This window comes from Pedobacter cryoconitis, from assembly GCF_003259615.1.
Lineage (GTDB): Bacteria > Bacteroidota > Bacteroidia > Sphingobacteriales > Sphingobacteriaceae > Pedobacter > Pedobacter cryoconitis.
In genome coordinates this window covers 73879-94229 of the sequence record NZ_QLLR01000026.1, presented here as the reverse complement: position 1 = coordinate 94229, position 20351 = coordinate 73879, and the positions used below count along the sequence as shown (strand labels likewise).

Here is a 20351-nt window from a genome sequence, read left to right as displayed (position 1 = left end):
TGAAGATTAATGAAATTATAATTTTCCCTTTGACTAACCCATGGACAACTGCGGACAATTGCAGACAGCTGCGGACAATTGCGGACATTTTTTACGCATCAGGATAATCTTTAACGCTAATAGCTTACATTGGTGGAAAAGCACCTATTTATTATGGGAAGTTTAACGGGTAAATTTGTAAAGGGAATTCTGGGCGATTTCATTTTTAAAGCAGCAGTTTGGAGTACTGGTTGTTTCAAAAGGTATGTACTGGGCATATTGAAACAATAAAGCAAAATCAGGGACTGACATAACTCTTCCTTTACAGTCCGGTAGCAGGCTGAAAAACGGCTTAAAACAAAAACGGCCGCCCTGTTGAAGGCGGCCGTTTGTATCCTGGGTTAAAAACTAATTCGGGTTTTTAACGTAATAAATATTAAGTCTTATTTTCCGGTTTGCTGGGTTGTTGAATGAGCCGATTACTGCTCTTCCCGCAGAGGTTGCATAAGGCTGCAGATTAAATTCTGTTGTTGCCGTTGGGGCCAGGTAAGTCCCGTAATCAATAGTTTTTCCGTCAACAATATCCTGCACATAGCTGGTCACTACAAAAGTGTAGCTCTTTTTCGTTTTGTCGTAGAATCCTCCGAAAGGTAAGATTGCCCTTGGGTCACCAGTTGGGTTTGTAGTGGAAGCGACATTGTTATCCGGCAGATTCTGTCTTTGTTTCGCCAGATCTAATCTGTACAAAGAAAGACGTGGTGGTATTTTAAAGGGAACTGAATCTGTTGGATCACTGATGTCAACTACCAATTCAGCTTTGTTAATTACAATTTTCGTCCCTAAGGAAGCTTTCAGGTTCTTCAGGTATGGGAAAGTGATTTTGTTTCTCACTCCACTCATCGCCTGCAAATAAGTTACTGCATAATCTGCAGGAGTTTTGATCTGAGCTGCGATAGCTGTATTGGTATAATCATGTTTAACAGATGCGGCAACTGGTCCTGCGGTTGCAGAGATAGGAAATTGTGCTGCCACAGTATCTCTAAGTGTTGCCGTAGTTGCATTTTGCTTTTTATAATAAATCTCCAGGTTAGAATTGCTGCCTGCGAAATCAAAGAACATGACTGCTCCGGGTTTTCCGGAAACCAGGCTTGCGGTTACTTTCAGTCCTTTAAATGCAGCTGCTAAATTAGCGTTTGTGCTTAAAGTTACAGAGTCCAGTGCCATGATCTTACTTTTGATCAATGCTGCTGACAATTTAATCCTTACTTGCGGAGCGGCATTATATGCAGTGTCTACTGCTCCGGGGATTACTCTGAGTACTCTGACAGAAGAACCTGGTCTTGGCGTTATTGTTGCCGATCCAAGAACATCTGTTGACGCATAAGTTGCGGTATTCAGGAAAGCTGTCTGAGTCGAAATATTCGTATTTAACTGGGTAACCTGAACATTGAATGTTGAAGTACTGTCGCCATAAAACTGTGCGAGCTGGCTTCCGATAGTGGCCTGTACTGATGCAGGAACTGCAGTGTTTGTGGCGTAAGACATCACCAATACTGCAGAGTCAATTTCAGCAGCTGTACCAAAACTGTAGGTGGTACCTGATGGTAAGCCTACTGCCATTGCCAGACTTGCTGTAGTTGAACCGAAAATCGGATCAGCCATTTGTCCCAGTGGGTATCTGACTAAACCAACAGCTGAGCCTGTAGCTGCAGGAGGGTAAGTAGAAGCAGGGTCATCTAATTCAGTGCGGGAAGTAACCGTAACTGTATCTAAAAGAATCCCACTGACTGCGTTAGCCGGATTAATATCTAAACCAATAGAACTGGAGTCTTTACAAGACGAAAAAAGAAAAAGACTTATCAACAGTGTCAATAAGTCTAGTTTTGAAAATTTCATAATTAATTTAATAATACCTGAGTTTATGCTATTGAAACCAATTCATCATTCGAGATTTCTTCATATAAAGCGTAGAAGTTCTCGAAATTTTCGGTTAAATTAAAGGCTAAAGTTGGCTTATTTGAATCTTTAACAAATTTTAACACATCAGCATCAATTTTCTCATCGGCTAAAACTACAGCGTCAGCGTAAGTAATTGCACCAATATGCAAAGTATTGCTGTCTGCATTTTCGAAAACTTTGGTGTCGTCTGCTGTCATGTTGTTCATCACTGCTTTTTTATGCAAATCAGCATGTAAAGTTTCAGTGAAGCAGTTTTCATAAACAGAATAAACAACTTTAGAGTTCTTAAATGTAGGGTCGTTTTTGTAAGAAGTTTTGATGTAAACAGGAACCAATGAAGTCATCCAGCCATGGCAATGCACAATATCCGGTGCCCAGCCTAACTTTTTAACAGTTTCCAGCGCGCCTTTGCAAAAGAAGATTGTTCTTTCGTCGTTGTCTGCATAAAACTTGTTTTCTTTATCTCTGAATACATACTTGCGCTGGAAATAATCTTCATTATCCAGGAAGTAAACCTGCATACGGGCTGCTGGAATTGATGCGACTTTGATAATAAGCGGGTTGTCATTGTCATCAATCATGATGTTCATTCCTGATAAACGAATAACTTCGTGCAGCCTGTTCCTCCGTTCGTTGATGTTACCGAACCTAGGCATAAGAATCCGGATCTCAAATCCTTTTTCTTGCATTGCCTGAGGCAATTGACGGGTAATCTCTGAAATTTTGGTGAGTTCCAGGAAAGGCGACATCTCGTGTGTAACAATCAGTAGCTTCGTTTTTGCCATCTCCATATTTGTGAATAAATATTTATGTTAAAGAAAAGATAATCAAGGGGCAAAGGTAAGCAATTTATTCAAATTTATCAATATCTTGCTTAGATGTTTTGTTGGGATTATATAATTAACCAACTTTGGACTTTGAAATTTTACAACCCGGTTTGGAAGTTATAAATACAATAGCAGGATTAAATAGCTTGCTGAAGCCACTAAAACTGGCTCAACAAAAAATAGCATTAGTGCCTACAATGGGTGCTTTGCATAAAGGACACGTATCTCTCGTTAAGATCGCTCAGCAACATGCAGATGTTGTAGTATGCAGTATTTTCGTGAATCCAACGCAGTTTACTGACCCTAAAGACCTGGAAAAATATCCCAGGCCACTACAGCATGATATTGAAATGCTGCAGGAAGCGGGATGTGATTATGTGTTTATGCCGTCCGTCAAAGAAATGTACCCTTCGCCTGATAACTGGCATATCGACCTCGGGCCAGCGGAATTTCTGCTGGAAGGAGAGTTCAGAAGAGGACATTATCAGGGCGTAACCCAAATCGTTAAAAAACTTTTTGATGCAGTTGATCCTGATCTGGCGTTTTTTGGTCAGAAAGATTTTCAGCAGGTACTGATGATCCGCAATATGGTCGCTCATTTCAATTTGCCGGTCAAAATTGTTTCCTGTCCGATTATCAGAGAAGAAGATGGGCTGGCTATGAGTTCGAGAAATATTCACCTTTCTGCAGCAGAACATGAGCATGCTTTGATCTTAAGCAAGGCACTGAGTTATGTGAAAGATCATTTTCAGGCAGAAATTATAGAAATCTTATTAAAAGAAGCCATAACTATCATTCAAAGCGTAAAAGGAGTAGAGCTCGATTATTTTACGATTGCGAACAGTGAGACGCTTCTTCCGGAAAATGATAAGGCGGCACAGCACCTGGTTGCCCTGGTTGCGGCAAAAGTCGGAGAAACCAGGCTGATCGATAACATGATGCTCAACTGACAAGAATTACAATGAATCAATATAATATTATCTAACTTTACAGCATGATTATCGAGATATTAAAATCGAAAATACACCGTGTCAGGGTGACACAGGCGGAATTAAACTATGTGGGCAGCATCACTATTGATGAGGACCTGATGGATGCCGCGAATATCATTGCTAATGAAAAGGTACAGATTGTCAATAATAATAATGGGGCAAGATTTGAAACCTATGTGATTAAAGGTGAACGCGGTAAAGGTACAGTATGTTTGAACGGTGCGGCTGCAAGGCAGGTACAGGTTGGAGATACGTTAATTATCATTTCTTATGGCTCTTTACCTATTGAAGAGGCTAAATTGTATAAGCCTATCCTGGTGTTCCCTGATGATAACAATCATCTTCTAAAATAATTATTTTTCGGAAAGATACTATGCAACCATAGTATCTTTCAGTTTGAAATACTAAATTTGGCAAAAAGTAATTTTCCAAAAATAATTATTATGCTATTTCAACTAAGTGAAGAACAATTGATGATCCAGCAGGCTGCGAGAGATTTCGCGCAGCATGAATTAAAGCCTGGTGTAATTGAAAGAGACGAACATCAAAAATTTCCGGCAGAGCAGGTGAAAAAACTTGGCGAACTGGGTTTTTTAGGGATGATGGTTTCAGAAAAGTTCGGTGGAAGCGGTTTAGATGCGGTTTCATACGTGCTGGTTATGGAAGAGCTTTCTAAAGTTGATGCCTCAGCCTCAGTGGTGGTTTCTGTCAATAATTCTTTAGTTTGTTATGGCTTAGAGGCTTACGGCTCTGAATTTCAAAAAGAAAAATATCTTACACCTTTAGCTTCAGGACAACAGATCGGTGCATTCTGTTTATCTGAGCCAGAAGCAGGTTCTGATGCAACTTCTCAGCAGACTACTGCAGAAGATAAAGGGGATTATTACCTGTTGAACGGAACAAAAAACTGGATCACCAACGGAAGCACGGCTTCTACTTACCTGGTTATCGCGCAAACACATCCTGATCTTAAACATAAAGGAATCAATGCTTTCATTGTAGAAAAAGGCATGGAAGGCTTTACAATTGGTCCGAAAGAGAATAAAATGGGTATCCGCGGGTCTGATACACATTCTCTGATGTTCAATGACGTTAAAATTCCTAAGGAAAACAGAATTGGCGAGGATGGATTCGGGTTTAAGTTTGCGATGAAGACTTTAGAGGGTGGCCGTATTGGTATCGCTGCTCAGGCTTTGGGTATTGCAGCTGGTGCGTATGAATTGGCGCTTGATTATGCCAAACAACGTAAATCATTCGGTAAACCAATTGCAGAACATCAGGCGATTGCCTTTAAATTAGCGGACATGGCTACAAGTATTGAAGCAGCAAGAATGCTGGTTTATAAAGCGGCATGGTTAAAAGATCAGGGGCTGCCTTATACATTAGCTGGCTCTATGGCCAAATTATATGCTTCGAAAGTGGCGATGGATGTGACTGTTGAGGCTGTTCAGGTACATGGCGGCTATGGATTCGTTAAAGAATACCATGTGGAGCGTTTAATGCGTGATGCAAAAATTACACAGATCTATGAGGGTACTTCTGAAATCCAGCAAATGGTAATTTCAAGAGAGATATTAAGATAATATAGTCCAATAAAAACTTTGTAAAGGGCCGTTTCCTGTTTTGGAAATGGCCCTTTTAATTTGGTTAATCGTTATCAGTACCGGCAATTGTACCGAATAAAGCTTTGATTATAGCGACAACAATGGCTAAAAATGCAGCAGCAAAGAAGCCGGAAGTATTAAATCCTGACATCATACTGTCTACTAACAAGATCATTAATACGGTAATGATGAAAGACATCAGGCCCAGTGTAAGAAAGTTAATAGGAAAAGTAAGCAGTCTTAAAATAAAACCGATGGTCGCATTGGCCAGTGCAATCAGCACGGCAGCTATAATAGCAGTGCCGAAACCGTCGATATGAACGCCCGGAACAAGGTATGAACCCAGCAGCATGGCCAGACCCATCAATAAAATTTCAATAATAAGTTTCATAATGGTTAGTTTTAAAAAATGTACAGCTGTTTATTAAAATTACCTCCGCTGCTGTTTGGGATGGCTTGTTTAATGTCATGTTCTTCAGCAAATAATAAGCCACTTTCTGTCCGGTTTTCAGCGGATAGTACTGCAATTATCCTTTCAGACATTGATCCGGCTGGTTTAGGGCTGATCAGGAACATACCCGGGGTAGATACCGCGCATGCAGATTTAATTACTGTTTTAGAGACACCTGCTGATGAGGATACAATCAGCATGGAACATAATGTACCCGGTAAGCTTGAAGTAACAGACAGTACTTTGGTTTTTAAACCTGCTGAATCATTTATTTCAGGAAAAAATTATTTAGTGATCTCCTATATGAATGCAAAATTTGCCAGCACGGAGAAAATAATCAGCGGCCGGCTAAATCATAGTGTAAAGCCTCAGCAGGTCATGCTAAAGCGTTAAGGCTTTAATAACACCTGCTTTTATTTTTTTTTTATTTTCTGTTTCAGGCTGTTATTTAATTTTTTTAAATTAGATCTGGTAAACAACAATGGATTTACAAGCGGTATTTGTTTTTATTTTTGAAATAAAATCCCTACCTTTGCACTGATATAGAGGGGCAAGAGGGGGCAGATGTCCCCTCTTTTCTTTTATCCGCAAATTGGTTTATGCAAGTAGAGAAGAGAGTAATAGAATTAGTAGAGGAAAAAATTTCGGACAGACCGGAGTTGTTTTTAGTGGAGGTAAAGCTGTTGCCTGGCAATAAGTTAATCATTCATGTAGATGGTGATCAGGGCATCAGTATTCAGGATTGTGCTGCAATTAGCAGACATGTTGGATTTCATCTGGAAGAAGAAAATACTATTGAGAAAGCATATAACCTGGAAGTTTCCTCTCCTGGTGTCGGCGAGCCGTTAAAGCTTCAAAGACAGTACGAGAAAAACATCGGACGCGAATTGAGTGTTAAAGTTACCGGAGGTGATATTATGGAAGGAAAACTGCTGGATGTAAATGCACAGTCGATCACCATTGAAGCGAAAGTAAAAGAAAAAGGAAAGAAAGCACAATTGGTTGAAACCAGTCTGGACTTTAGTAATATAATAGAAACAAAGGTTTTAATTTCATTTAAATAAAAATGAGCAATATTAATTTAATCGATTCATTTCAAGAATTCAAAGAGTTCAAGAACATCGACCGTCCTACGGTGATCAGTGTGCTGGAAGAAGTATTTCGTAGCATGTTACGTAAGAAATATGGTACTGATGAGAATTGTGATGTAATTGTTAACCCTGACAATGGTGATTTAGAGATCTGGCGTACAAGAAAAGTAATGGAAGACGGCTTTTCTGAAGATGATGATCTTGAAATTGAACTGGCTGAGGTTAAGCAGTTAGATGCAGATATGGAAGTTGGAGACGACTACATTGAGCAGATTACTTTAGAGAGTTTTGGAAGAAGAGCAATTTTAGCTGCACGTCAGACACTGGTATCTAAAGTACTTGAATTAGAGAAAGACGAGATCTTTAAGAAATATAAGGACAGAGTTGGAGAAATCGTAACAGGAGAAGTTTACCAGGTTTGGAAAAAAGAAACGTTAGTACTGGATGATGAGGGTAATGAGTTGATCATGCCTAAAACTGAACAGATACCAGCTGATTATTTCAAAAAAGGTGATACTGTACGTGCGGTAATCTTAAAGGTGGATATGATGAATAGCACGCCAAAGATTATCATTTCAAGAATTGCTCCTGAGTTTTTACAGCGTTTGTTTGAAATTGAGGTTCCTGAGATCTTCGACGGTTTAATTACAATTAAGAAAATTGTTCGTGAACCAGGGGAACGTGCTAAAGTAGCCGTGGAATCTTATGATGACAGAATTGACCCGGTGGGTGCTTGTGTTGGTATGAAAGGTTCACGTATTCATGGAATCGTGAGAGAACTTAAAAATGAGAATATTGATGTAATCAATTTCACTAATAATATTTCTCTTTATATCACCAGAGCTTTGAGCCCTGCTAAAATCACTTCGATCAAATTGGATGATGTAACCAAACATGCTTCGGTTTACCTGAAGCCTGACCAGGTTTCTCTTGCAATTGGCCGTGGCGGACATAATATCAAGCTTGCCGGTAAATTAACTGGTTATGAGATTGATGTTTACCGCGAAGCTGGTGAAGAAGATGAAGATGTGGATATCGAAGAATTCTCGGATGAAATCGATAGCTGGATTATCGATGAATTGAAATCAATTGGCTGTGATACAGCAAGAAGCGTACTAGCGCTGTCAGTAGACGAATTAGTAAAAAGAACTGATCTGGAGGAAGAAACTATTAAAGAAGTTATCAGTATATTACAGTCAGAATTTGAATAAGCGTTGACTTGATGAGAAAAAACAAGAATAAACGTTACTTTTGTATAAGAATTAAGAAAAAATAGGATATCAATGTCAGACGACAAACCAATAATTTTATTCAAAGCAGTTAAGGAACTTAACGTAGGGATAGCTACGGCCGTTGAGTTTTTAGAAAAGAAAGGCTTTTCTGTTGAGAATAAACCCACTACTAAACTCTCCCGCGATATGTATAATGCATTATTGAAAGAGTTTCAGGGAGATAAAATCGTAAAAGAAGAAGCCAATCAAATTGTTATAGGTAAAATTCGTCGTGATGAACCTGAAGTAACTGAAAAAGTTGCGGATGCACCTAGAAAAAATGTTGAATTCGAAAGCGAGGGCATTTTAATCAAGAACCTTCATTCCTACACTCCTCCTACAGTTGAGAAACCTAAGGAAGAAGTAGCTCCTGTACCTGCTCCTGAAAAAGAAGCAGTAGTAGAAAAGGAAACTGAAAAGGTTGAAGAAGGCGCATTGAAAGGTGTTAAAATTGTAGGGAAAATTAATCTTGATGATTTAAACGCTAAAACCCGCCCTGCAAAAAAAGAAGAACTTCCAGCTGCTGAAGTTGTGAAAGCTGAAGCTCCGGTTACACCGGCTGCTCCTGTTGAAGCACCTGCACCAGCAGCGATTATCCCGGAGGCACCTAAGGTTGTTCAGGAGGAAGTTAAGCCAGTAGAAAAACCTATTGAGGCTAAACCTGTTGAAATTAAACCTGAAGTAGTTAAAGCTGTGGAAGAAGAAGTTAAAGAAGAAAAACCAAAACCTGTGGAATCACCTGTTGTTAAAGCAGAGCCGGTTAAAGAAGTTGTTGCACCAAAAGCGGATAAACCTGACGAAGTTGAGGTTATCAAAGCCCGTTCTGTAAAACTTTCCGGACCAAATATTATTGGTAAAATTGTCTTGCCGACAACACCTGAACGTAAATCGCAACCTGTCGCTTCTTCGGCGGACAGCAATGACGCGAAAAGGAAACGCAAGCGTAAAAAGGCTCCGGGTGCACCTGGACAGAATCAGTCGTCGGGAGGTAATCCTTCAGCGCCTGGTCAGCAGGGAGGAAATAATCCTGCTACACCTGCAAAACCTGCGGGCGTGCCAACTTTTACCAACAGACCTGATTTCAGGAACAATACAAACAATACTGCCAACAGGCCTAACTTTAGAAACAGCAAACCAGGCGGACCTGGAGGCTCTAAAGAAGAACCTACGGAAAAAGAAATACAAGATCAGATTAAAGCAACGCTTGCACGTTTAAGCGGAGCTGGTAAATCTGGTAAATTTGCACAGCGTGCAAAACTGCGTCGTGGTAAACGTGATGATGTGGCTCTTTCTGCGGAAGAAGCTGCAATGGAACAGGAACTACAGTCTAAAGTGTTGAAAGTAACAGAATTTGTTACGGCAAACGAATTAGCGAGCATGATGGATGTACCGGTTACCAAAATTATTGGTACTTGTATGAGTCTGGGTATGTTCGTTTCGATCAATCAGCGTTTAGATGCAGAAACATTAACGATCGTTGCAGATGAGTTTGGTTACGAAATACAATTCGTTAAACCGGATGATGAAGGCGATAGTATCATTGAAGAATTAGATAATCCTGAAGATTTAGTACCAAGAGCACCGGTAGTTACGATCATGGGTCACGTCGATCACGGTAAGACCTCTTTACTGGATTATATCCGTAAAGCGAATGTGGTAGCTGGTGAAGCTGGTGGTATTACACAGCACATTGGTGCTTATATGGTAACTACACCAACTGGTAAAAAAGTAACCTTCTTAGATACACCGGGTCACGAAGCCTTTACAGCGATGCGTGCACGTGGTGCGAAAGTAGCAGATATTGCAATTATTGTTGTTGCAGCGGATGATGCAGTGATGCCTCAGACTAAAGAAGCAATCAGTCATGCTCAGGCAGCTGGCGTTCCTTTGGTATTCGCCTTCACAAAAATTGATAAACCAGGTGCAAACTCTGATAAGATCCGTGAGCAGTTATCTGTCATGAATATCTTAGTAGAGGATTGGGGTGGTAAATTCCAGTCTCAGGAAATTTCAGGTAAAAGCGGCTTAAACGTTGATCTTTTACTAGATAAAGTATTATTAGAAGCTGAATTGTTAGAATTAACAGCTAATCCTAATAAACGCGCTACTGGTAGTGTAATTGAAGCGACCTTAGATAAAGGACGTGGTATTGTGACTACTGTACTGGTTCAGGCTGGTACATTAAAAGTAGGTGATCCGATTTTAGCGGGTAGCTACAGTGGTCGTGTGAAAGCGTTATTTAACGAACGTGGACAAAAAGTAGAACAAGCAGGACCTTCAGTACCAGTACAGGTATTGGGTATGCAGGGCGCACCTACAGCGGGTGATAAATTCAATGCTGTAGAGAATGAGTCTGAAGCGAGAGAGATTGCAAACAAACGTTTACAATTGATGCGTGAGCAGGGCTTGAGAACTCAGAAACACATTACACTGGATGAGATTGGCCGTCGTTTAGCGATTGGTAACTTTAAAGAGCTTAACCTGATTGTTAAAGGTGATGTGGATGGTTCGATTGAGGCATTGGCCGATTCATTACTGAAACTATCTACTGAAGAGATTCAGATTAATATCATCAGTAAAGCGGTAGGTCAGATCTCAGAATCTGATGTATTGTTAGCTTCGGCTTCTGATGCGATTATTATCGGTTTCCAGGTTCGTCCTTCTTCAGGTGCAAGAAAACTTGCTGAAGCTGAGCAAATCGATATTCGTCTGTACTCAATCATCTATGATGCGATCAACGAGATCAAAGCTGCGATGGAAGGTATGTTAGCTCCGGAATTCCAGGAGAAAATTACTGCCAACGTAGAGATCAGAGATACCTTCAAAATCACGAAAGTGGGAACAATTGCTGGTTGTATGGTCTTGGATGGAACGATTACCCGTAACAGTAAGATCCGTATCGTAAGAGACGGTGTGGTTGTCTACACTGGTGAGCTGGCTTCACTGAAACGTTATAAAGATGACGTGAAAGAAGTAGCAAGAGGTTACGAATGTGGTCTGAACATACAGAACTTTAATAACATTGAAGTTGGTGATATTGTTGAAGCTTACGAACAAGTAGAAGTTAAGAGAAAACTATAAGTTTTCAAACCCTTATAACCAGAACACCCTGCTGTTCAATTCCTTTTAAGGTTTGAATCAGCAGGGTGTTTTTTATGTTATGAATCTATCGCTGAAGAAAGGATAAAATAGCATTTATCCGCTTCAACTACCGTACTTTTTTAAACTGGTATAGTAGTTTCTTCAAGAATTCAGGGCTTCCATGCAAGTCAATGCACCTTTTGATATAATCGTTTACAAGGTCGGTAGAAAAGTCCTTGAACAGCGGCTTTTCATGTTCATGACTGTTCATTCCAAGATGTTTGAATATCAGGAGTTCCATACTTCTCACAATATCATTTGCTCTGTATTCTTCCTGTACCTTTTGTCTGGAAGAAGCGGCTAATTTCAATCTGAAGTCTTTATTTTTATAAAGCAGCCGGAGCGCATTGGCTATTTTTCTTTTATCGTGTCTGACTACCAGGCCAGTGTGGTGATTGTCTACTAGTTCTACCTGTGCATTGTCTCTTTTTTTAGTACTTACAGTAACTACAGGTATGCCGGCTACCATAGCTTCTGCAATGACCATCCCAAAACTTTCGCCAATAGCACTGATGGCCATGTAAACATCCATAGCCTTATAATAGATTAGCAGTTGCTGCAGATCACTCGTGTTTTCGAAAATAATAAGCCGGTCGGTGATTCCCAGCTTTTCTGCATGGTCCCGCATTTTTGGAGTAGCACCTACCAGTAAAAACCGTGCTTCAGGTACTTTGGCCGCAAATTCTGCAAATGCATCCAGGGTAATTGTATCGAACTTATGGTCATCGGCTCTCCCTATCCGGCCGGCAATGAATGTATTCTTCAGGTTGTTTTGCTGTTTGAAACTGGCAATCTGGGCGGCTGTTGGTAAAAGGCTGGTGATATGATCTACATCTACCGGATTATGGAGTACTTTCCTTTTATAACTGAAATTATCTGGTAAATTCTTATCTTTTTCCATTCTTCTAATCAGGATCATTTTAGAAACATAGAGATCATAATCAAGAATAGGATAAAAAGGAGAATTATCGAATGAGCCGAATACATTTGTCTGCATTACGATTTTAGGCTTATTGGCATTGATTACACTGAAAAGATCATGAGGCAGTTCACCGCCATGGTGCCAGTGGAATACATCGGTTTCTTTCAGCAGCTCTGCCAGCTGGTTCAGGTCTCCGTTAAGAACAATTACCTGAATACCCAGGTCTTCGATTAGTTTAACACGGGCACCGCCCTCTTTTAAAGCGACTGCAGTAACTTCAAAATATTCTTTGTTAAGGAACTTGCTGAAAAGCTGAAGTACATATTCTGTTCCGCCTAATCCCAATTGATTTACGGCTTCGATAACTCTTATTTTACGCATAATTTTTAAAAGATATTGCTGTCTGATCAACTTTGTGCAGCTATATTTTTTTATCCTTTTAAAGGATTAACCAGAATAAGTGGCTAATTTCATGTTTTTTTTCTTAATTATCGTTTTTTAAAAAGATTATTACCAGGAAATATTAACCTGATTTACATAAGAAAGAGAACTACCTGTTTAGGTTTTAAATAGTTAAATTAAATGATGAAATTGCGGCATTATTTCATCAGAGATACAAATTTTAAATGAGTGTTATAAAAGCCGGATACCTGATTGCCTATGATTATGAGTTTGTGAAAAACTCATTGCCCAGAGTATATGACCATGTTTCAGAAATTATTTTTGCTGTCGATATTGATCGTAAAACCTGGTCTGGGGTTGATTTTGTAATACCAGATGAATTCTGGGACTGGGTATCAGCCTTTGATACCGGCGATAAGATCACTATTTATCAGGATAACTTTTATATTCCTGAGCTGTCACAGATTAATTGTGATACCAGAGAGCGGAACATGCTTGCTGAGAAAATGGGGCAATGTGACTGGTATATTCAAATTGATTCTGATGAGTATTTTGTAGATTTTGGTGCCTTTGTACAAAAACTAGAAAACTATAAACCAACTGAGCCAACTACTGTAAAATGTACTGTAGCGGCTTTGTATAAGCAGGTGTCGTCTGGTTTTCTGGTGGTTAACAAATCTACAGAAACCCTGTGTTTTGCGACCAATAATCCAGTCTATGATATGGCCAGAGACAATACATCAGGTAATAAATATGTGTATTGGGATGATTTGGTTTTACACCAGAGCTGGGCAAGAAACCCCGAAGAAATTAAACTGAAGTTAAGGAGCTGGGGACATAGCCCTGATTTCGATATTGAAAGTTATTACAACCTGTGGAATGCGGTTGATGAGTTTAATTGTTATTGCCTCAGAAATTTTCATCCGTTCACTCCTGAAATGTGGCCTGAATTACTGGCTGTTAAGGGAACAATTGATGAGATATTAAATTCGCCAGAGATAAGGGCAGTAGTTTCCCTTCCTCCTGTTAAAAAGAAAGGGCTGCTGTCCAGAACATGGAAACAAATAAGGGGCTAAACAGGCTCCGGTTAGCTTCTGGAAGTTTTTTTGAATTGGCTTTTGATCCATCTTTTAAATCGTCTCCTCAGCAGGTTATGTTTCCTGATGCGTTCTTCCAGGTCGAACTCCCTGTTTAGTACGGCATAATCAGCTTCCTTGTCTGGTAGGGTATACTTTGGATAGGTGACTTCACTAAACTCTTCTAAAGGGATATTTGAATATTTATTATTTGAGTTTACGGTGTGAGTAGCATCCGCTCTGAATCCGATATTGGAAATCAGGTTGACATTTGGCATGACTGATAAGCCATTATTAAAAAAATTAAGGAATGCAAGCTGGTAATCCCATGTATCTATTTTGCCGGCCTTGAGGTCTTTAAAAATATTGACCCACATAGTAACCAGCATCGGAGTGGAAAAGATATTACTCAGTTGTGTATGTACTTCTTCCAACTGGTACATTATAAGGTCTTTATCGTAATCTTTCCATACCCTTTTCCAGCTTGCCCAGCCCCATACATGCGTTTGATTGACAAAGAAAATACTGTCATTTCCCCTTTTGTCGCCTAACATCAGGTTGCAGCCGGAAATATGCCTGATACGTGTATCTGTTCTGTATCTTTCCAGCATCGTATCGCAGTAATAAAAAAAGCTGTTTGAAGGCAGGCAATCGTCTTCTAGTATAATTCCTTCTTCCTCTTGTTCAAAAAACCAGTCTATAGCAGACGATATTGCATTTTTGCAGCCTAGGTTGGTGCTGCGATATAGCGTTTTAACATCGCACTCCCAATCTATCTGCGCCGCAACCTGCAGCGTTTCAAGGCAGAGGACCTGATCATCGGCCCGGTCTTTTCTCGGCCCGTCTGCAGCAATATACAGCCTGGATGGTCTCGTCTTTCTGATTTCATTAAAAACCTGTGCCGTGGTATCCGGCCTGTTGAAAATAAGAAATAATATTGGCGAGCTTGTTTTATAATCAGTCATAAATAAAGTAATCGGTATAGTGGCCTGGATTTAGACCGGCAGATGTCTGCTAGTCAAAAATATAAATTACATCCTGAATTCGGGCAATAAATTTAGGGCAGTTTGTTTTGCTGTAACAGGGGTTTTTCAGTCTGTCTGATAGCTGTACCTGTTACGGAATAGGATTTTTAAGAGTTAAATGGGTTTAAAAACTTACCTTTGCTATAGTAATTCCGAAAAAGATATTACTGCAGTAATTTATTATATCACAGCGATGAATGCAGTCTTTTAAGTAGCAGATTCAATTCATCATTATTAACAACGACTTAAGTTAAATGGCTGATCGTATTTCTGTAGCACTGGTTATTTCAACCTACAACTGGCCAGAGGCTTTAAAACTTGTATTAGAGAGTGTTTTAAAACAAACCATACTGCCCGATGAAATTGTTATTGCAGATGATGGCTCGGGGAAAGAAACCTATGATCTGATTCGGTCCTATACAAAGCGCTTTAATATACCGGTAAAACACTTTTGGCATGAAGATAATGGTTTCCAGAAAACGATTATCCTGAATCAGGCTGTTCTGGGTACAGCATCAACTTATATTGTTCAGATAGATGGTGATATTATTCTGGAAGAACACTTTATTGAAGATCATTTAAACGCAGCTGAGCAGGGTTATCACGTGCTGGGTAGCAGAGGGCTTCTCACGGTAGATAAGAGTAAGGAATTACTGAATGGCAATAGCCTGGGCTTTATTTCGGCTTTTTCGAAAGGTATTAACAATGGGTTCAATATTATCCGTTTTCCCCTGGTTAAATCTTTTTTTGTGACAAAAAGGAAAAGATCAAATAATTTTAAAGGGTGCAACTGTGCTTTCTGGAAAGCGGACTTCTTAAAAGTGAACGGGTATAATAATGGTTTAACGGGCTGGGGACATGAGGATATAGAACTGGGCGCCCGCTTTATTAACCTTGGGATCACTCAGAAGAAAATTAAAATGGTCGCAATCTGTTACCACATTTATCACAAGATAAATGACCGCGGCAGCGAAAAAAGCAATTACAAAGTTTACCAGCAGACCGTAAATGATGGAAATTATTATTGTGAGAACGGTTGCGATAAAATGGAAGTTAATGCAGCCTTATTGAAATAATAACTGCACTAAAATAATGATTATGCAGAGGGAAATACAACACCTTCTTTTTCGAGGATAGGCTGCCAGAAATTAAGATTTCTGTCCCATGCATGGCAGCCAAAAGGAAGTTTCCCACCGGTGATTATCAATGCGTGTTCACAGCTGTTTTCAAAGGAGAAATGAGCGGCTTTTTTATAATCCGGAATATTCAGCCTTTTACTTTTCCTGTTTACTTCCAGGCTCCAGTATACGTCTTCACCAAAATGGTATTCAGGCCGGCTGTTGTAAAAATCTATCATCTGGTGATCTTCCATACAAATAATATGGAATTTCTGGATATTGCGCAGAGAAAATCCGCCGTTACCCACCCGGTTTTCAAACTGCATGTCGCTCGGAAGATCAGTGCCTGGCTGTTTAACATTCTGTTTGATATGACGGGCAATCCGGAATTCATTTTTTATTTTTTTAATCAGATCAGGATAGGGTGCTTCTCTAAGCCATGGAGCTCCGATATAATCGTACCCTTGTTCGCACCAGTAGCGTAAATCATCTCTGAATACAAATACATCAGGCTGATAGATCAGCATATATTTGTAAGCCAGAAATTTCTCATAAAAAGAGGCATTCCGCATGAGCTTGTTATAACCTGCCGGATTCTTGAAAAACTCATCCTCAAACGAAACCACGTCATCAAACTTGAAGTTGTAGGCACTCAGACTAAGACTATGGGGCTTGATGGCAATGATTTTATAACCGGAGAGCATCTTGAAGCATTGCTGAAGCGAAATTTCTTCAAGAGGATCAAGTTTGACCTTATATAAAGGTACTATAACGGTAGCTATTTCCTGAGTCATTTAAGATTTAATTAAAGAAGTATAACAGTCCAGGGTTTGATCCAGACAATTTTGAAAAGTAAATTTTTGAAGCTGCTCATACCCGTTGTTAACAAGCCCCTCCCTTTTTTCAGGATTGCTGATCAGGGCAGACACGGTCTCCCTGATGGAAGAAACAATTGCAGGATTAAAATAACCCACTGCATTACCGCCTACTTCTGGTAAGCAAGAGGTATTACTGCAGGCAACAGGACATCCAGCTTTAAAAGCTTCCAGTATAGGAAATCCAAAGCCCTCCTCTATGGATGGATAAATGAACAGTAACGCGTCCCTGTAAAGTTGCGCCATCTGAGCGTCGGACGCATTGATTTGAGTCGTATACTGCAGTATATTATTTCTTGCCAGTAAATCCAGTTCCGCCGGATTAAATTCTCCCCCGCCAGCACAAATCAGGTGAAGCTTCTCTTCGCTGGTTATCAGCGGTGAAATAGCTTCGACCATAGCCACAAAGTTTTTATAGGGTGTATATCTGTCCCCAACATAAAGTAAGTACCGCTGTGGAAGGGATTGATTTGCAGAAACAGTCTTTGTATCGGGTAAGCCGTGATAAATCACTCTTATCTTACTTTCCAGCTGTGGATAGTGGCGTAAAAGTTCTTGTTTTGTAAATATGGAGATGGCAATTATCAGGTCGGCAGCTTCTATTGTCTTTTTTTTCTGGCTGATTACCTCTTCAGCATCATTGAAAATTTCAGGATAGTTTTCATGAATCATATCATGAACGGTAATGACCAATGGCTTTTTCAGGTTTTCTAAAAAATACGGGTTATAATAGGTCGCATGAAAAATATCAAAATCCGATCTTTTTATAGTGCGTTTTGATAACAAGAGATTCCATCGGGTTCTGTTATAGGTTTTTTTGAGAAACAGGCTGCCAATCCCGCTGTTGAGCAATTGAGGAAAGTTACGGATGTAATAATTAGTGGAATAAACTAAAGGAAGTTCTGCGCAGAAATTACTGGTTTTCTCAATACCGGTTATCAGATTTGCAAAATATCTTGTGATACCGCCGTAGTTTTGTTTATCAAACATTTGAGGATCATAGAGTATTTTGAGTTTTTTAGACATGTATGCTTAATTTATGCGATCTGTTTAATCAGTATGGGGTTTTGTCTGCTGCCTGCCTGTTAAATAGCCACCACTTTACTTCTCTGAACTGGAACCGCATCCAGATGATCAGACCAAAGTTTTTTAATATTAAATTGCTTTTATCTTTTTCATACAGCGTATCAATGGATAAAGATGATAAACCTGTTTCGTTAAATTCAGCGATGGTATAATCAACAAATTGAATAGGAAAGCCGGGATCAGCCCAGCACCTCATATTCAGATGATGATCGGCAGCGATTCTGTAACGTTCATCAAAGGTATATTTATCAAATACAATTTTTGGATAAATCATCGCCTGATGACAGATTCCGGTTTTTGCCTGCAAATATGGATTTAAATACCCCATATATTTCTTTTTGCCTTTAAGAACGCTCCCATAATAGATGGTGTTTTGTTCTTTCAGCTCAGTTAACATCCTGGAGAAATCAGGCAGAACAATATCATCTGCGCCTAAAAAATATACCCAATCCCCGGTAATCATTTTTAGGGCCTTATTCATCGCATTGTATATCCCGCTATCTTTTTCGCTGATCCAGTGAGTAACTATATCGCTGTTCCGCTTCAGAATCTTTACCGTTTCGTCCTGAGATAATCCGTCTGCGACGATCACTTCCAAAGGCGTATAATTTTGTTCCTTAATGCTGTCCAGGCATTGCTGCAGATCGGCTGCGGCATTGTAAGTGACTATAATAATTGATACTTTATTCATGGACAGGCAGGATTATTCTGCAAAAGTCTGCATGTTAATTAGTCTTTTGTATACGCCGTCCTGGTTCATCAGTGTGGAGTGCGTGCCTGTTTCTACGATCTGGCCATTATTAACCACCAGGATCATATCTGCATGCTGAATGGTACTTAGCCTGTGCGCAATGATAATGGACGTTCTGTTCTCCATTAACCTGTTTAGTGCGTCCTGAACGAGTTTCTCTGATTCGGTGTCCAAAGCTGAGGTAGCTTCATCCAGCAGCATAACAGGTGGATTTGCTAATACTGCCCGGGCGATACAAATACGTTGTTTCTGTCCTCCGGATAGTTTATTTCCCCGATCTCCAATACTGGTTTCATAACCATTTTCTGTATTCAGAATGAAATCATGGGCATTAGCAATTTTAGCGGCAGCAATAACTTCGTCTCTTGTCGCATCTGGTTTACCAAAAGCAATATTATTGAAAATAGTTTCATTGAAAAGAATGGACTCCTGGTTAACAGTTCCCATCTGGTGTCTGAGGCTATTTAAAGCCACGTCTTTCAGGTTGATGTCATCGAAATAGATATTCCCGGCCTTTGGATCGTAAAATCTTGGGATAAGATCTATCAATGTGCTTTTTCCACCACCTGAAGGGCCAACTAAAGCAACGCTTTGTCCTTTTTTAATGGTGAAACTAACATTACTTAATATTTCTTTTTCACCGTAGTTGAAATATACATTCTCAAAACGGATGGAATCTTTAAAATCTAGTATTTGTATAGGATTTTCAGCATCCGTTAATTCTGGTTTGGTGTCGATCAGGCCTAATACCCTTACTCCAGCGGCTAATCCGGAGTGAATAGAGCTAAATGAGTCAGCCAGTGCTTTAATAGGTTGCATTACCTGTGAAAATGTAGCGATGTATACCAGGAACTTTGAAGGGGTAAGATCTCCCTGGTTCTGCAAAATCATACTTCCTCCATACAGGACGATAAATACAACGACTAGTACACCCAGTGTCTGAGATACCGGAGAAGCTAATTGCTGCCTGCGGGCCATTTTTCTGTTCAGGTCAGAATAAAGCACATTTTCGCTGTGAAACTTATCCTTAATCCGGGTGGTTGCATTAAAGGCTTTAATAATCCTGATCCCGCCAAGGGCTTCATCCAGAAAGCCGATCATTCTTGCAAAGCTTTCGTGAGCTTCTCTGGCCTGCTGCTTTAATCTTTTCACGATCTTACTGATAATAAATCCGGAAATCGGAATTACAAGCAGGGAGAACAGCGTAAGTTTTAAAGAAATTGATAATAATACGGCGATATAAAACAGTAGCTGTAAAGGTTCTTTAAAAACCACTTGCAGGGTGTTCGTTACTGTGCCTTGTACTACCTGTACATCTGAAGCCACTTTTGAGATAATATCACCTTTTTTTTCATTGCTGAAATAGCCAAGGTGAAGATCCATCACATTATTGAAAACAGCTTTACGCAAATTTAACAAGGTATGTACTCTCAGGTCTTCCATGAAGCGCTGCGAGAGGTAGCGGAATAAGTTAGAAAGGAATACACAAGCTACAATTGCCGCACATACAATTTTTAAAGTATATAATTTCCCGTAGGTTTCAATGGTATAGCTTATATAACCGTTGATTTGTCCAATAACGTCAAATGAAGATACTTTATCCATGATCGTCTGACTGGCACCTGCTGTTTTTGAGGCAAAAAGTGTTTCCAGTAACGGACCCAGAAGGGTAAAAAGTACTGTATTAAAAAGGATAGCTAATATGGTAACCAGGGCATAAGGAATAGCGTATTTTTCTATCGGCCTTGCAAAGGTTAGTAATCTAAAATAGGTCTTCATTA

General features: G+C 39.7%; 18 protein-coding genes. 9 read left to right on the top strand and 9 right to left on the bottom strand.

What is annotated here, in order from left to right; translation table 11 throughout:
- Positions 1 to 387: 387 nt before the first annotated feature.
- On the bottom strand, positions 388 to 1875 hold the full coding sequence (locus LY11_RS20335) for a DUF4270 domain-containing protein (protein ID WP_111635461.1): 1488 nt from the start codon (positions 1873 to 1875) through the stop codon (positions 388 to 390).
- A 23-nt stretch (positions 1876 to 1898) separates the two neighbouring features.
- Positions 1899 to 2729, bottom strand: coding sequence for a glycogen/starch synthase (locus LY11_RS20330; protein WP_111635460.1), 831 nt, complete (start codon positions 2727 to 2729; stop codon positions 1899 to 1901).
- Between the two features lie 119 nt (positions 2730 to 2848).
- Between LY11_RS20330 and panC the strand changes: the two genes are divergently transcribed.
- From panC to LY11_RS20315, 3 genes are all read left to right on the top strand, one after another.
- Positions 2849 to 3715 carry a pantoate--beta-alanine ligase gene (panC, locus tag LY11_RS20325; RefSeq protein WP_394340919.1) on the top strand — a complete coding sequence of 289 codons (867 nt, stop codon included), beginning with the start codon at positions 2849 to 2851 and terminating at the stop codon, positions 3713 to 3715.
- Between the two features lie 44 nt (positions 3716 to 3759).
- Positions 3760 to 4110, top strand: coding sequence for an aspartate 1-decarboxylase (gene panD, locus LY11_RS20320; RefSeq protein WP_111635459.1), 351 nt, complete (start codon positions 3760 to 3762; stop codon positions 4108 to 4110).
- 90 nt (positions 4111 to 4200) lie between these two features.
- Positions 4201 to 5340 carry an acyl-CoA dehydrogenase gene (locus LY11_RS20315; protein WP_111635470.1) on the top strand — a complete coding sequence of 380 codons (1140 nt, stop codon included), beginning with the start codon at positions 4201 to 4203 and terminating at the stop codon, positions 5338 to 5340.
- 64 nt (positions 5341 to 5404) lie between these two features.
- On the opposite strand, the gene LY11_RS20310 is transcribed toward LY11_RS20315, so the two are convergent.
- On the bottom strand, positions 5405 to 5752 hold the full coding sequence (locus LY11_RS20310) for a phage holin family protein (RefSeq protein ID WP_111635458.1): 348 nt from the start codon (positions 5750 to 5752) through the stop codon (positions 5405 to 5407).
- A gap of 18 nt (positions 5753 to 5770) precedes the next feature.
- Here LY11_RS20310 and LY11_RS20305 point away from each other — a divergent pair, with 18 nt between their 5' ends.
- The 4 genes from LY11_RS20305 to infB all read left to right on the top strand — a co-directional run bounded on the left by LY11_RS20305 (position 5771) and on the right by infB (position 11255).
- Positions 5771 to 6205, top strand: coding sequence for a hypothetical protein (locus LY11_RS20305; protein ID WP_111635457.1), 435 nt, complete (start codon positions 5771 to 5773; stop codon positions 6203 to 6205).
- A gap of 206 nt (positions 6206 to 6411) precedes the next feature.
- Positions 6412 to 6876, top strand: a complete 465-nt coding sequence (gene rimP, locus LY11_RS20300; protein ID WP_111635456.1) for a ribosome assembly cofactor RimP — start codon at positions 6412 to 6414, stop codon at positions 6874 to 6876.
- Positions 6877 to 6878: 2 nt separating this feature from the next.
- Positions 6879 to 8114, top strand: a complete 1236-nt coding sequence (gene nusA, locus LY11_RS20295; protein ID WP_111635455.1) for a transcription termination factor NusA — start codon at positions 6879 to 6881, stop codon at positions 8112 to 8114.
- Between the two features lie 72 nt (positions 8115 to 8186).
- The gene (infB, locus tag LY11_RS20290) at positions 8187 to 11255 is read left to right on the top strand and encodes a translation initiation factor IF-2 (protein WP_111635454.1); all 3069 of its coding nucleotides are present in this window, start codon (positions 8187 to 8189) and stop codon (positions 11253 to 11255) included.
- A 127-nt stretch (positions 11256 to 11382) separates the two neighbouring features.
- On the opposite strand, the gene LY11_RS20285 is transcribed toward infB, so the two are convergent.
- Positions 11383 to 12618: a glycosyltransferase gene (locus tag LY11_RS20285; RefSeq protein ID WP_111635453.1), complete on the bottom strand. Its 1236-nt coding sequence runs from the start codon at positions 12616 to 12618 to the stop codon at positions 11383 to 11385.
- A 245-nt stretch (positions 12619 to 12863) separates the two neighbouring features.
- Between LY11_RS20285 and LY11_RS20280 the strand changes: the two genes are divergently transcribed.
- Complete coding sequence (locus LY11_RS20280) at positions 12864 to 13715, top strand: hypothetical protein (protein ID WP_111635452.1); 852 nt, start codon at positions 12864 to 12866, stop codon at positions 13713 to 13715.
- A gap of 11 nt (positions 13716 to 13726) precedes the next feature.
- On the opposite strand, the gene LY11_RS20275 is transcribed toward LY11_RS20280, so the two are convergent.
- Complete coding sequence (locus LY11_RS20275; RefSeq protein WP_111635451.1) at positions 13727 to 14680, bottom strand: nucleotide-diphospho-sugar transferase; 954 nt, start codon at positions 14678 to 14680, stop codon at positions 13727 to 13729.
- A 314-nt stretch (positions 14681 to 14994) separates the two neighbouring features.
- Between LY11_RS20275 and LY11_RS20270 the strand changes: the two genes are divergently transcribed.
- Positions 14995 to 15816, top strand: a complete 822-nt coding sequence (locus LY11_RS20270; RefSeq protein WP_111635450.1) for a glycosyltransferase family 2 protein — start codon at positions 14995 to 14997, stop codon at positions 15814 to 15816.
- Positions 15817 to 15836: 20 nt separating this feature from the next.
- Here the strand turns inward: LY11_RS20270 and LY11_RS20265 are convergent, their stop codons facing one another.
- Genes LY11_RS20265 through LY11_RS20250 form a run of 4 tightly spaced genes read right to left on the bottom strand, consistent with a single transcriptional unit; the run spans position 15837 to position 20349 of the window.
- Positions 15837 to 16652 (bottom strand): DUF5672 family protein, encoded by an 816-nt coding sequence (locus LY11_RS20265; protein ID WP_111635449.1) that lies wholly within the window; start codon positions 16650 to 16652, stop codon positions 15837 to 15839.
- Positions 16653 to 17759, bottom strand: a complete 1107-nt coding sequence (locus LY11_RS20260; RefSeq protein ID WP_111635448.1) for a glycosyltransferase family 4 protein — start codon at positions 17757 to 17759, stop codon at positions 16653 to 16655.
- A 28-nt stretch (positions 17760 to 17787) separates the two neighbouring features.
- Entirely contained in the window at positions 17788 to 18510 is a 723-nt protein-coding gene (locus tag LY11_RS20255) for a glycosyltransferase family 2 protein (protein WP_111635447.1), read from the bottom strand.
- A gap of 12 nt (positions 18511 to 18522) precedes the next feature.
- Positions 18523 to 20349, bottom strand: coding sequence for an ABC transporter ATP-binding protein (locus tag LY11_RS20250; protein ID WP_111635446.1), 1827 nt, complete (start codon positions 20347 to 20349; stop codon positions 18523 to 18525).
- Positions 20350 to 20351 lie beyond the last annotated feature (2 nt).